This window comes from Halosimplex amylolyticum, assembly GCF_051414035.1.
Classification (GTDB): Archaea; Halobacteriota; Halobacteria; order Halobacteriales; family Haloarculaceae; genus Halosimplex; species Halosimplex amylolyticum.
In genome coordinates this window covers 1,973,041-1,985,610 of record NZ_JBLKNW010000001.1, presented here as the reverse complement: position 1 = coordinate 1,985,610, position 12,570 = coordinate 1,973,041, and the positions used below count along the sequence as shown (strand labels likewise).

Below are 12,570 nucleotides of genomic sequence, written 5' to 3'. Positions count from 1 at the left end.
TGTCTGGTGTACTGAACTCACTCCGGTTCAGGCTCATCTCGGAGATCGACTTCGCCCTGAAGATATTCACGACCCCTCTCAGAGATTGCGTAGTACTTGCCGTCTCCAGGAAGGGTTCGGACCAACCCGGCTTCGTGAAGTTTCGGCAATCGACGAGTGATTGTTTTGTAGGAGATAGAGACCTCTCTATCTTCGAAATTATTCGCAATCCCCTGGAGATTGTGCCCAGCGCCCGAATCATCGAGGAATTCGAGGATGACATCATCACTACCAGTCATCCAGTCTGCTCGGTGCCGGGGCATGAGTTGATGCCCGAAGAGCCATCTAAAACCCTCTTCGATGTCATCCATGGTGGCAGTATAATTGGACACAGTGTCAAATCTTATCCCCAAGAACTAATGCATATGGGAAAAGATTTGGACATCAGACCGACGCGGCGCTCCTCGGGGCTGTCGACTCTCGAAAAACTGGTCGACGCCTGTGGGACCAGCACGGGCGCCGTGTCGGTCAACTAGGTGACCGTGCTATGCAAGACGACCCCCGGCCACAAAAGAATACCCGGCCTACGGCGCGCAAGTACAGTCTTCCGACCAGTTGCCCGACGTGCGGAGAGCCGATCGTCGGCCTCAAAACGACGGGACCGGCGACTCAGAGCGCGGTTCCGTGTGGGCACACCGTTCGAGAAGTTCGACGTATGAATCACAACCAGCGACAGTTAGACGAATCGCGCGCGATCGCGGAGCTCTCCGACCAGGAGGCCGCCGCGGTCGAGAAACGAATCCGAGAGAGCTCCGGTCGAGCTCGCGACGCCGACCGCCCGACGGAGGGATCGCGGTGATCCGCGGAAAGTCCCAATCGTCGATGGCCGACACCGTGCAAGCGTGCCCCGATTGCGGGTCGTCGCTGATCCACAAACAGGGAGCGCGAAACCTCCGTCGAGAGGACGGGGACGATACGGCCGACTGGCATTGCCAGGAGTGCGACGAGAATTTCGCTGATCCCGTCCGGCGCCCGCCTCGGAAGCCGGGCGACTCGCGGTCCGGTCTCGCGAAGCGACTCGCGGAGCTGGATCCCGACGATATCGGCGACGGCCCGTCTCCCGACCGTGAGCGACCCGAACCTGACTCCTACCGGGAGCACGCCCTCGAGCGAGGTCGTCCGACGGAGCCGTGCGAGTGCGAGGTGTGCAAGTGCGACCTCCACACGTACCTGGACGACGAGCGGTGTATCTGGTGTCGGAACGGGGAACACCGAATAGCCGAACCCGTGACGGCGAGCATCGAGGGGGGATCCCGGTGACTCGTACGTTCCGGACAGACAACACCCGTCCGTCGGTCTCCTACGGCCCCGGTTCGATCGAGTCCGAGAATTGGGCCCTCTCGATCAACTGCGAAGAGGAGCGAGTCGATATCACGCTCGACGAGGAGTCGATGTATCATCTCTGGGTCGAGGTCCGCGGTGTCCCGTGGCCGAGTCGGGAGAATCGAACCGAGGATCGACTTGTCCGACAGGTGGTCCATGCCGCGAATGGTGCCGACGAGGAGATGCTCCGCGACGCGCTCGAGGTTCTCGGGATGAAAAATGAGTGACGACGAGTCGGAAGACCTCGAGGAGGTCCTCTCGGACATTCGCGATCAGCTCGAGGACGAGCCGGAGCTCGAGTCGACGGCGCCGACCAAGGCGCTCGACCTCTGGTTTCAGTCGCTCGATCGAGCCGACTCGACCATTCAGTCCTACCGCTATCGGATCAGTCCGTTCCTGGAATGGCTCGAGGACGAGGGCATCGACGACCTCTCAGAGCTCTCGACTCGAAAGATCAAGGAGTTCGAGGCTTATCGTCGCTCGTCGGATCTCGACACACAGTCACTAAATAACCAATTCGGGACGATCCGACAGTGGCTCCGGTACTGTCATAAGCTTCAAGCCGTCTCGAAGGACGTCGTAAAGGCGCTCGACGTACCCTCGCTCTCGAAAGAGGACCGCGTCAATACGGAGAAACTGATCACCGAGCGAGCGGAGGACATTCTCTATGGGCTGGATCAGTATCGATACGCCTCGCGCGAGCACACTGTGTTTCTCTTGTTCTGGAGAACAACAGCCCGAATCGGAACGATCCACTCGCTCGACCTCGAGGACTATTATAACACGGACGAGGATCGGGAGCGACTCCGGGAGGAGCTGGCGAACGAGGGGTTCGCCCCGCACGTTATCGAGAGTATCCTCGACGACGTCGAGTTCCCCCTCTTGTATCCTCGACACCGGCCAGAGAGCGAGACTCCTCTCAAGAACAACGAGGGAGGCGAGCGGGTAATCAATCTCGCCGAGTGGGTCGGGGACGTCGTCGAGGACTATATCCAGGTAAACCGGAAGGATGTCCGCGACGGTCACGGCCGCAGGCCATTGATCACTTCGGCGAAGGGAGACGGCCGGCTCTCGAAGTCGGCCATGCGGAATTGGACGTACATCCTCACGCAGCCGTGCGAGTTTGGCGGCCCCTGTCCACACGATCGCGACCCCGAGACATGCGAGGCTCGCGAACACGGCCAGGGATCGAAGTGTCCGAGCTCGCGGAGTCCCCACAGGGTGCGGACTGGATCGATCACGAACCACCGAGATCGTGGCTGGCCTATCTCCGAGCTCGCGGATCGCGCGAACACGAGCGAGGACCTGATTGAGGGAGTGTACGACCAGCCCGAGCAGCTAATTCGTGGCGCCGTGCGGCGCGAATTCTTGGAGAAATTAGACGACAAATGATAGTTAGTAACCACGGTACGGCAAGCGGAATTAAATGGCAATTGGCACACTACCGACCAGTGACCTCGGCGGTCCCACTTCAAAACTTACAACTCGTTCACAGTGTCAACCTCACGTTACCAACTCAACACCCCGGTTCTTTCACGGAATCCTGTGTCGGACTCGGCATGACCTGGATCCTTTCGCTCAGGACACTTGGTCCGATCGCCGGGATCTCTCTCCTCTTCCACGTGTAGGTCACCTATTTGTCGGCCTGACGCCTATTGGTCGGGCTGACGCTCGGAACTGGCGTCGTTCGCGATCCGTAGGGAACCTTCTGTAGGCCCTCCGCCTTCCGTTCACTCAGAGAGTCGTAGCGACGTCACCCCTCCGACGGCTGTGTCCCCAGCTGACTCCGGCTCTCGATCCCACAGAACCCACTTTGACACCACTCCGCGGACACTCTCACCGGACTGGACGCCAGTTCCGCGAATTTATCACTCCGTTCACTCTCGTACCCTGATCAGTATCTCGTCAGTATCGCGGCCAATCTCGCACTGAGACGCCCGCACGGCGTCTGTTTCATTCCTCTCGAACTCGCACTCAACCCTGCCCGTTCGCCCCCATCTGGTAACAACTCCGTTCGTATCTAGCAGTTATTTACAGGTAATATCGCCGCACAGAAAAGTATTTGTGAGAAAACGATGATCGACTGTAGGCATGGAGCAGGCAAAGTCGGCGGTCGCGATCTTCGTCGTGATGGTCGCGGTCGGCGGCGCCTCGGCGGGGGTGGTCTCCGTGGACGGGGACAGTCGTTCGCTGGCGACGGAACTCACATCCGAGACGAACGCGTTCGCGGCGGACACGGACGGCGACGGCCTCGACGACGACGAGGAAGTCTCAGCGGGCACGGACCCGCTATCGTCTGACTCCGACGGGGACGGGCTGGACGACGGACTCGAAGTGAACCGGTACGGGACCGCACCGGATGCAATCGACTCCGACGGGGACGGTCTCCCCGACGGGACGGAGATCGACGATCACGAGACGGACCCCACTACCGAGGACACGGACGGTGACGGCCTCGACGACGGCGCGGAGATCGCCGAACACGAGACCGATCCACTCGTGGCGGACTCCGACGGCGACGGGCTCTCGGACGGCGCCGAGGTGGAAGAACTGAACTCGAACCCCGCGGTCGCAGACAGCGACGACGACGGACTGGTGGACGGCCGAGAGCGCGAACTCGGGACGGACCCGGCCGTCGCCGACACGGACGAGGACGGCCTCGACGACAGCGCAGAGATCGACGACCACGGAACGGACCCCACCACTGCGGACACCGACGGCGACGGCCTCGTGGACGGACAGGAAGTCGCCGAGTACGACACGGATCCATTGGTCGCCGACTCCGATGGCGACGGGCTCCGCGACGGTCCCGAAGTCGACGACCACGGGAGCGACCCGCTCGTCGCGGACACCGACCAGGACGGCCTCAACGACAGCGTCGAGGTGATCGACCACGGGACCGATCCCGCCGCGCTCGACACGGACGGAGACGGCCTCGGCGACGGACGGGAGGTCGTCGAACTGGATACCGATCCGACGGTCGCTGATACGGACGACGACGGCCTCGACGACGCGGCGGAAGTCGACCGGTACGACACGGACCCTACCAACGTGGACACCGACGGCGACGGCCTGGCCGACGGTCGCGAACGCGAAGCGAACGCGGACCCGATGGTCGCCGACACGGACGGTGACGGGGTCCCGGACGGCGAGGAGGTGAACGGCTACGGGTCGGATCCGACGGCGGTCGACACGGACGGCGACGGGCTGTCCGACGGCGAGGAGGTTTCAGACGACCCGGCGATGGACGGTGCCGACCCCGCTCGGTTCGACGTCTTCGTCGAACTCGACTACATGAGCGGGCGGAAACCCTCCGCGGAGGCCATCGACATGGTCGTCGCGGAGTACGCCGACGCGCCGGTCGACAATCCCGACGGCTCGACGGGCATCTCGCTCCACGTCGACGTCGACGACGAGATCGCTCGCTCGCCGACGACGAACCTCTCCGAGCGCAACGAGATCATGGCCGAGCACATGGACACCGACGGGAAGGGCTACCGATACGGCCTCTTCGTCGTCGACCCGTACCTGAACGGCCGCGACGTCGCCGGCTTCGCGTCCATCCGGGGGAGCAACGGCGCGATGGTCTGCAAGCCGCTCGATCCCCCGCTGTACCAGGCGAACCACTTCATGCACGAACTCGGCCACTCCGTCGGCCTCGGCCACGGCACGTACCACGGGATCGACTCCAGTGACGTCTCATACGACGAGTACGCGAGCGTCATGAACTACAACAGCGGCCGCGAGGTGCTCGGCTACTCCGGGGGCGACCCGTTCGACGACTGGCAGTACATCGAAGAGAACGTCTACACGCCGTCGACCGACGAGATCGACACCGACGGGTGAGGAGCCGGTCGCGTCTCGGTCACATCTGCGGGCGTTGGCCTGGCTCGCGCTAGCGAGGACGAGTCTCGGTCGCCTCTACAAGCGGTACTCTGGATCGCGTCAGCGTTCGGTGGCGTCGGGGAGGTCGAACTCGCTGCACTCCACGTCGTCGTCGCCGTTGCGGACGAGGGAGACGAGCGCGTCGGGCGTCTCGACGAGCGCGCCCTCGCCGCCTGCATCGGAGCGGTTTGCACGGATGACGTTCTCGCAGACGACGTTGCCCTTCTGGACGGGTACGTCCTGGCGCGTGTGACCGACGATCTGTGGCTGGGCGCTGCCCGGGAGAAACTGGAAGTCCAGCCACGCGATACCAGCGCCGAACCCGCGGCCGCCCTGCCGGCCGAGCCCGAGCACCTGTCTGTAGTCGTCGACGAGTCGCTGCTGGGTCTCGGCGTCTTCGGGTGCGCCGATCGTCTCGCGGAGTTCGAGCGCGGCGTCGACGAGTCGGCCGTTGAGCGTCGCAGCGTCGTAGTCGGCGACGAGGCCGGCGTGGGCGTAGGTGAAGTTGTATCCCTCGTAGGCGGCGACGAGCCCGCCGCGTTCGATCGCTTCGCACAGCTGTCGGCGCTCGGCGTCGGTCCGCTGGCCGGAGAACCACGCCTCCCAGTTGACGAGGTCCTGGAAGAGCACGCCCCACTCGTGGTTGCCGAGGGTCACGCGGACGTGGCCGGGCGGCGCCTCGCGGGCGAGGCGCGCCACCAGTTCGAGGACGCCCTCGTTGTCGGGACCGCGGTCGACGAGGTCGCCGTTGACCACGAGGACGGACTCGTCGCTCCCGGCCCAGTGGAGTCGGCCGTCGTCGTCCTCCTCGACGAGCGGGTCGTGGTGGGGGTGGTCACCCACGGCCGTGAGCGCGCGGCGCGCGTCGTCGAGATAGCCGTGCAGGTCACTGACGCTGACGATGCGCGGCGCATCGGCGTCGAGTCCCGTTACCCCGTCCCGTGCCTCGGTCGGCACCGTCTCGCTGTCGCCGGCGGTGATGTCTATCATAGCAACACTGTCATCTCGGTTGAACGATCGTTCGCTACGGCCGTAGGTGTCAAAACGGCTTCGGGTCGGCCCGCGAGTCGGCTTCGGGGTCCGACAAACACAAAACTCATATCGCCGGCCTGAAAGAATGCAATAGATGAAGCGAGTGCGGCAGTGGGCGTCCCGCGCGTACGAGCGACTGCTCGAATGGGAACTATCTGGGACGCCCAGCCACGTCGCCGTCATTCAGGACGGCAACCGCCGGTACGCGCGTACCAACGGCGCGGACGCCTCCGACGGCCACCGCGCCGGCGCGCAGACGACCGAGCAGGTTCTGGAGTGGTGTCAGGAGGTCGGCGTCGACGAACTGACGTTGTACACGTTCTCGACGGAGAACTTCGACCGGCCCGAGGAGGAGAACGAGGCGCTGTTCGACCTGCTCTGCGAGAAACTCCGGGAGTTCGCGGACGCCGACCGCGTCCACGACTCCGAGGTCTGCATCCGGGCGATCGGCGAGACCCATCGGCTCCCCGACCGAGTGCGTGAGGCGGTCGACTACGCGGAACGTCGCACGGCCGGCTACGACCAGCTCCACCTGAACATCGCCCTCGCGTACGGCGGTCGAGCGGAGTTGCTCTCGGCCGCCCGAGACGTCGCTCGCGAGGTCGACGACGCGGCCCTCGATCCGGGGGACATCGACGTCGAGACGGTCGAGGAGCGCCTCTACAGGGGGCCGAGCCGTGACGTCGACCTGATCGTCCGCACCGGCGGCGACGAGCGGACGTCGAACTTCCTGCCGTGGCACGCGAACGGCAACGAGGCGGCGGTCTACTTCTGCACGCCGTACTGGCCGGAGTTTCGGAAGGTCGACTTCCTGCGGGCGATCCGCACCTACGAGCACCGCGAGGAGTCCTGGCGCAAGACCCGCGCTCGGCGCGCGCTGGCGCTCGTCAAGGCCCTGGGCGACGCCGAAGTCGGCGAAGCCCGCAGGGTTCTCCGGCGGTTCAAGGACGCGCTCCCGAGCGCCGAACGCGAGGCGCTCGAAGAGGAGACCGACGCCGAACTCGAACACCCGGCCGACTGACCCCGCCGACCTTCTCTGCCGACTGACCCCACCGATCCACTCGGCCGACCCACCGCGCCGACCCCTTCTGCCGCCCCATCACACCGTCGCACTCGACAGAGCCACCGCACCGGCCAGTGCGATCGGCCGCGAGTCAGTCCGCTCCGCAGAACTCCGATGCGTTCGACCCGGTCGGTGGCCCACTTCGTGCCACGTGTACACGCGTGACGATACGTTTAAGTCGGGTGCGATGTGACATACTGTATCATGGCACACTCGGGATCCGACGCCGACGCGTTCGTGACGCAGGGGCAGCGGCCCCGGAGCGTCGCGCGATCGAGCCGGCGGCTGGGGCTGGCGATGCTCGGAGCGGCCGGCCCGGCGATCCTCACCGCGTTTCTCGTCGCGCTGACCCGCGAGGGGACGAGCGGACCGGTGGCCTGGGTCGGCGAGGCGATGGCGACGCCACTGGTCGGTGGCGATGGGATCACGTGGGCGTTCCACGTCGCGGCGGTCACCGCGCTGGCGGGCGTCTGGATCGTCGGCTTCGCGTTCGTCGTCGAGGGGTACTTCGGCGTCGAGGAGTAGTTCGTCGCCGCAGGGGACCCGGAATACTCGTTTTGCGGACTCGATCGCTACTCGTGGAAACGCACCGTCAGTCGTTGCCGCGGGCTTCGGGGACCGCGTCCGCGGCGTCATCGGTCCGCGCGTCGCGGTCGTGGACGTGGAAGCCGCCGGCCTCGGAGCGAGCGGCGAGTTCGCGCTGCGGGAAGGGGATCTTGATGCCTTCCTCGTCGAAGGCGGTCTTCACCGACGAGATGACCGCGGAGACGGCCTTCCACTTGCGCGGCGGCGTGGGGTGGTCGATCCAGAAGCGCATCTCGAGGACGACCGCCGAGTCGCCGAACTCCTTTGGGAACACCTGCGGCGGCGGCGCGTCGACGACCTCCGACAGCCCCGATATGGTCTCGATGGCGACCTGCTGGGCGCGCTCGGGGTCAACAGCGTAGTCGATGCTGACGTCGACGCGGACCCGCAAGAGCCCCTTCTGACTGCGGTTCGTGATGGGGCGGTCGGAGACGCGGTCGTTGGGGATGATGACGAACTCGCCGTCGAAGTTCTCCAGGCGAGTGTGAAAGATGGTGATGTCGGTGACGATTCCTTCCTGGTCGCCGACCTGGACCCAGTCGCCGATGGTGAACGGCCGGGAGAACATGAGGACGAACCCGGCGATGAGCGACCCGAGCGTCTGGCGGGCGGCGAGGCCGACCACGATCCCGAGGAACCCCGCGCCGACGAGGAGGCCGCCGAGGTTCACGTTCCACAGACCGAGGATGACGAGGCCGACGAACCCGAACAGGAGCAACTGGGAGGTCCTGCGGACGATCTCCTCCTGGTGGTCCGTCATCCAGTCCGCGCGGCGGGCGAGGTTCGAGATGCCGCCCGAGACGAATCGCGCGCCCGCGTACGCGGCGAAGGCGACGAGCAGCGACGCGACGACGCGGCCGGCGAACAGCAGGTCCGATTCGAGGTAGGTGTCGGCGTTCTCGACGTAGACGCCGTATCCCCAGACGTAGAACAGCGCGACGACGCCGCCGGCGAGCAGGCCCGCCTGGACGGCGCGCAACACGGCGCCGCTGACGGCCCACTGGAGCGCCGAGCCGTCGATACGTTCGACCACTCGCGGAAGCGCGATCCAGCCCGCGAGGGCGATAACGGCGAGGAAGAGCGCGCTTATCCCGAGGCGACCCCCGAGCGTCTCGAACCCGACGAGGAACGCGCGGATCGACTCGGTCGTCGTCGCCTGGAGCATACCGTCCCATCGTGAATCGATCGGCTTGTGCGTTGTGCTTGTCCGGCCCCGAGCGGTCAGCCCTCGCGGTGCCCGACGGCGGTCCACGTCCGACCCGCCCCGGGCGCCAAACCTACTTTACGGCCCCGTCTGATGACGGCCCATGGGTGTCTCCTCGTGGGAGTAGTCGCGCGGACGGGCCGGCTCGCGAACCGCCCGCTCGGCGCGGGCGTCGCGTTCGGCGGGTCGGCGCTGCTGTACACGCTCGCGTACGTCCGGTTCGTCAGTCCGTACGGCCTGTTCGTCGTCTCGGCCACGGTGCTGACCGTCTCCGCGACGGTGGCGGCGTTCTGCTCCGGAGCGCTGGTCTGGCGGTATCCGCTCTCGTGGACGGCCGAGCGAACGTATCGCGGCCACGGGCTGGCCGGCTCGCTCGTGGGCGTCATGACGCTCGTGCTCGCGCCGCCGCTCGCGGTCCTCGGGATGATGGGTCCGCTACTCACTGGCTGGCCTCCGAACGTCTCACTCATTACCCCGCTTCTGATCGCGGGGACCCTGCTATCAGCCATCGCCTACGGCATGGTCGGGACGGTCATCGCGCTCGTCGCGACTGCGGGCACGCCGGTCATCGTTACCACCGTCACGGGCCTCGGACTCGGCTACCTGCGGCGTCGGTACGACGGCCCGTTCGCGACGTCGGAGGGCGAGGCGGGCGTCTGAGCCCGTGGACAGCGAACCCGGTTTACGATCGGACGCGGGGAGGCGCACCCGCCGGCGCGCGACTTTTCCACGCGAGACCCCAACTACAGGTATGTCATTCGACGCCCGATGGCGGCGGCTCCGCGAACGCTGCGACTCGCTGGACCCCGACGCCGTGCTGGTCACGCCCGGTGACGAGCGGGTGTTCGTGGTCGACCGCACCGACGACGACGGGATCTTCGTCACGTTCCGCGAGGGGCGCGAGCGGACGCTCCGGCGCGACCAGTTCGAGGCGCTCGCCGACCGCGTCGAGAGCGACCCGCTCGAACTCGACTCGCTCCCACCCGGCGTCGGCCCGTACGTGGCGGTGCTCTCACTTGTCCCGGGGTTCGACGTAGACGACGGGGCGTTCGGGGCGACGGAAGCGGGCGCCGAAACGAACGCAGTCGATCGCGACGCGGACGACGAGTACGACAGCCCGTTCGTCCGCTCGCGGTGGGACGTGCGCCGGCCGCCCGAGTCGGTCCACGACGACGCGCTGTTGCTCGCCGACTGGCTGGAACGCCACGACGCGACCGACCTCGGCACGCTCTCGTCCGGCGACGCCGTCGACCTGTACGTCCTCCTCTCGGACGTCCAGCGGGGCGCCGACCACCTCCGCCGGGACGTCGGCGACGAACTCCTCGACTACGTCGGCCCGGAGGGGCGCCTCCGCGGCCAGTTCGGCGCCGTGAGTCGAACCCACCGGAAGCGCCGCCGGATCAAGGACGAGGAGGCGATATTCGACCGACTCGACGAGGCCGATATCCCCCACGAGTGGGTGCTCGGCGTCGACCCCGACAAACTCGACGTCGTCGTCGCCACGACGGACGTGGAGGAGGACGACGTGTACGACGTCCACGACCAGTACTACGTCCAGAAGACCGGTGTCGACTCCGCGGAGAAGCGCACGCGCCTCCGCGGGCTCAGGGACCGGCTGGAGGACCTCGACGACGCCGAGGCCGACGAACTCCGCGAGGAGATCGACCACCTGGAAGGGCGCATCGACGACCTGCTGGCCGCGGGGTGACCGCGGTGCTCGTCCTCGGCGACGCCCACGCCGCCGACCCAGACAACCGCCGGCGACTCCTCGCCGCGTACGAACGCGCCGACGCCGACCTCGCGCTCCACGTCGGTGACCTGGAGTACTACGACCTGCCGGTCGCCACGTGGTTCGTCGCGGGCAACAACGAGGACTTCGACGTAATCGACGCGCTACGGTCTGCTGTCGCGAACGGCGAAGACGCCGAATCCGGCCCCGCTGGTGTCCGGAACGTCCACCTACTCGCGGGCCAACTCGCCGAGGTCGGCGGCCTGACGGTGCTCGGGCTCTCCGGGAACTACGCGCCCACGAAGTACGACTGCGACCGCGCGGAGCTGTCGGGCGACCGGCGTCGCCACTTCACACGCGGGGACGTCGAACGCGCCATCGACGCCGGACGCGAGGCAAATGTCGACGTGTTACTCACGCACGCGGCGCCCCACGGGGTCGTCAGCTACGGCTACGACCCGGGCACCGACCCCATCGACGAACTCGTCGACGCCGTCGAGCCGACGCTCTGTCTCGTGGGTCACTACCACCGTCACGCCGAGACGACCGCCGGGGAGAGCCGCGTGGTCGCACTGGCGCCGGTCTGGGAGTCCTATTACGACCTCGACCCGGCGACGCTGACGCTAGAGCGGTTCGAGACGCCGGACGGGAACGAAAACGACTGATCGGGAACGGAAGACGGAGAACGGACCGCTCAGACGCCGCGACCTTGCATCTTCTCTTCCTCGGGCAGGTCGACGTTGGCGTCGCCCTTCATGCCCTTCCCGATGTTCGAGGAGATGTCGGCCAGTTTCTCGGGGTCGTCCCAGTTGTTGACGGCCTCGACGATGGCGGTGCCCATCGATTCGGGGTCCTCCGCGCCGAAGATGCCCGAGCCGACGAAGATGCCGTCGCAGCCGTGGTGCATCATCAGCGCCGCGTCGGCGGGCGTCGCGATGCCGCCCGCGGCGAAGTTGACGACCGGCAGGCGCTCCATCTCGGCCGTCTCGTGGACGAGGTCGGCCGGAGCGTCGTTCTCGCGGGCCCATGCCTCTCGTTCCTCGTGGGTCATGCCCTGGAGCTCGCGGATGGCGCTCTTGATGTTGCGCTGGTGGTGGACCGCCTGGTTCACGTCGCCGGTGCCGGCCTCGCCTTTGGTCCGGATCATCGCCGCGCCCTCGTCGATGCGGCGCAGGGCTTCACCGAGGTTGCGCGCGCCGCAGACGAACGGGGCGGTGAACTCGCGCTTGTCGATGTGGTACTTGTCGTCGGCCGGCGTCAGGACCTCGCTCTCGTCGACCATGTCGGCGCCGACGGCTTCGAGGATCTGGGCCTCCTTCGTGTGGCCGATGCGGGCCTTGCCCATCACCGGGATGGAGACCTCGTCGATGATCTCCCGGAGCGAGGCGGGGTCGGCCATCCGGGCGACGCCGCCGCGCTTGCGGATGTCGGCCGGGACGGCTTCGAGGTTCATCACCGCGACGGCGCCCACGTCCTCGGCGATGCGGGCCTGCTCGCGGTTTACGACGTCCATGATGACGCCGCCCTTCTGCATCTTCGCGAACCCGCGCTTGACCAGCTCGGTCCCGCGGCGGAGTTCCTCAAGATCCGTTTCGTCGGTCATGTCCTCGACTTGGCGACGGACTCACTTAACGGGTATCGTTTGCGCGTCTCCCCTCGCACCGCCCGCTCCGTCCGCCCCGCCGTATCGCCGTGTGTTAACACTCTTGA

At 66.4% G+C, this 12,570-nt stretch carries 13 protein-coding genes; 9 read left to right on the top strand and 4 right to left on the bottom strand.

The features are described 5' to 3' along the window. Nucleotides 1–17 precede the first annotated feature (17 nt). The gene (locus ACMGFE_RS09445; protein ID WP_436924903.1) at nt 18–350 is read right to left on the bottom strand and encodes a winged helix-turn-helix domain-containing protein; all 333 of its coding nucleotides are present in this window, start codon (nt 348–350) and stop codon (nt 18–20) included. Nucleotides 351–694: 344 nt separating this feature from the next. Here ACMGFE_RS09445 and ACMGFE_RS09440 point away from each other — a divergent pair, with 344 nt between their 5' ends. The 4 genes from ACMGFE_RS09440 (at nt 695) to ACMGFE_RS09425 (ending at nt 5,208) form a co-directional block, all read left to right on the top strand. Beyond that, nucleotides 695–838, top strand: a complete 144-nt coding sequence (locus ACMGFE_RS09440; RefSeq protein ID WP_436924902.1) for a hypothetical protein — start codon at nt 695–697, stop codon at nt 836–838. Nucleotides 839–1,295: 457 nt separating this feature from the next. After that, complete coding sequence (locus ACMGFE_RS09435; protein ID WP_436924901.1) at nt 1,296–1,589, top strand: hypothetical protein; 294 nt, start codon at nt 1,296–1,298, stop codon at nt 1,587–1,589. Continuing rightward, on the top strand, nt 1,582–2,754 hold the full coding sequence (locus ACMGFE_RS09430) for a tyrosine-type recombinase/integrase (protein WP_436924900.1): 1,173 nt from the start codon (nt 1,582–1,584) through the stop codon (nt 2,752–2,754). Before ACMGFE_RS09435 ends, ACMGFE_RS09430 begins: the two co-directional genes overlap by 8 nt. Before the next feature lie 699 nt (nt 2,755–3,453). After that, nucleotides 3,454–5,208 (top strand): hypothetical protein, encoded by a 1,755-nt coding sequence (locus tag ACMGFE_RS09425; protein WP_436924899.1) that lies wholly within the window; start codon nt 3,454–3,456, stop codon nt 5,206–5,208. Between the two features lie 99 nt (nt 5,209–5,307). Here ACMGFE_RS09425 and ACMGFE_RS09420 read toward each other — a convergent pair whose 3' ends face one another. Continuing rightward, nucleotides 5,308–6,237 (bottom strand): metallophosphoesterase, encoded by a 930-nt coding sequence (locus ACMGFE_RS09420; RefSeq protein ID WP_436924898.1) that lies wholly within the window; start codon nt 6,235–6,237, stop codon nt 5,308–5,310. Between the two features lie 136 nt (nt 6,238–6,373). On the opposite strand from ACMGFE_RS09420, the gene uppS reads away from it, so the two are divergent. Continuing rightward, on the top strand, nt 6,374–7,300 hold the full coding sequence (gene uppS / locus ACMGFE_RS09415; protein ID WP_436924897.1) for a polyprenyl diphosphate synthase: 927 nt from the start codon (nt 6,374–6,376) through the stop codon (nt 7,298–7,300). Nucleotides 7,301–7,546: 246 nt separating this feature from the next. Continuing rightward, nucleotides 7,547–7,867 carry a hypothetical protein gene (locus tag ACMGFE_RS09410; RefSeq protein WP_436924896.1) on the top strand — a complete coding sequence of 107 codons (321 nt, stop codon included), beginning with the start codon at nt 7,547–7,549 and terminating at the stop codon, nt 7,865–7,867. Nucleotides 7,868–7,934: 67 nt separating this feature from the next. Here ACMGFE_RS09410 and ACMGFE_RS09405 read toward each other — a convergent pair whose 3' ends face one another. Beyond that, nucleotides 7,935–9,092, bottom strand: coding sequence for a mechanosensitive ion channel family protein (locus ACMGFE_RS09405; RefSeq protein ID WP_436924895.1), 1,158 nt, complete (start codon nt 9,090–9,092; stop codon nt 7,935–7,937). 156 nt (nt 9,093–9,248) lie between these two features. Here ACMGFE_RS09405 and ACMGFE_RS09400 point away from each other — a divergent pair, with 156 nt between their 5' ends. From ACMGFE_RS09400 to ACMGFE_RS09390, 3 genes are all read left to right on the top strand, one after another. Then, a complete protein-coding gene (locus tag ACMGFE_RS09400; RefSeq protein ID WP_436924894.1) occupies nt 9,249–9,791 on the top strand; it encodes a hypothetical protein in 543 nt (180 codons plus the stop codon). A 91-nt stretch (nt 9,792–9,882) separates the two neighbouring features. Continuing rightward, a complete protein-coding gene (locus ACMGFE_RS09395; protein ID WP_436924893.1) occupies nt 9,883–10,839 on the top strand; it encodes a DUF7983 family protein in 957 nt (318 codons plus the stop codon). A gap of 5 nt (nt 10,840–10,844) precedes the next feature. Further along, nucleotides 10,845–11,525: a metallophosphoesterase family protein gene (locus tag ACMGFE_RS09390; RefSeq protein WP_436925169.1), complete on the top strand. Its 681-nt coding sequence runs from the start codon at nt 10,845–10,847 to the stop codon at nt 11,523–11,525. A 29-nt stretch (nt 11,526–11,554) separates the two neighbouring features. On the opposite strand, the gene pdxS is transcribed toward ACMGFE_RS09390, so the two are convergent. Further along, complete coding sequence (gene pdxS, locus ACMGFE_RS09385) at nt 11,555–12,463, bottom strand: pyridoxal 5'-phosphate synthase lyase subunit PdxS (RefSeq protein WP_436924892.1); 909 nt, start codon at nt 12,461–12,463, stop codon at nt 11,555–11,557. Nucleotides 12,464–12,570: the final 107 nt, after the last annotated feature.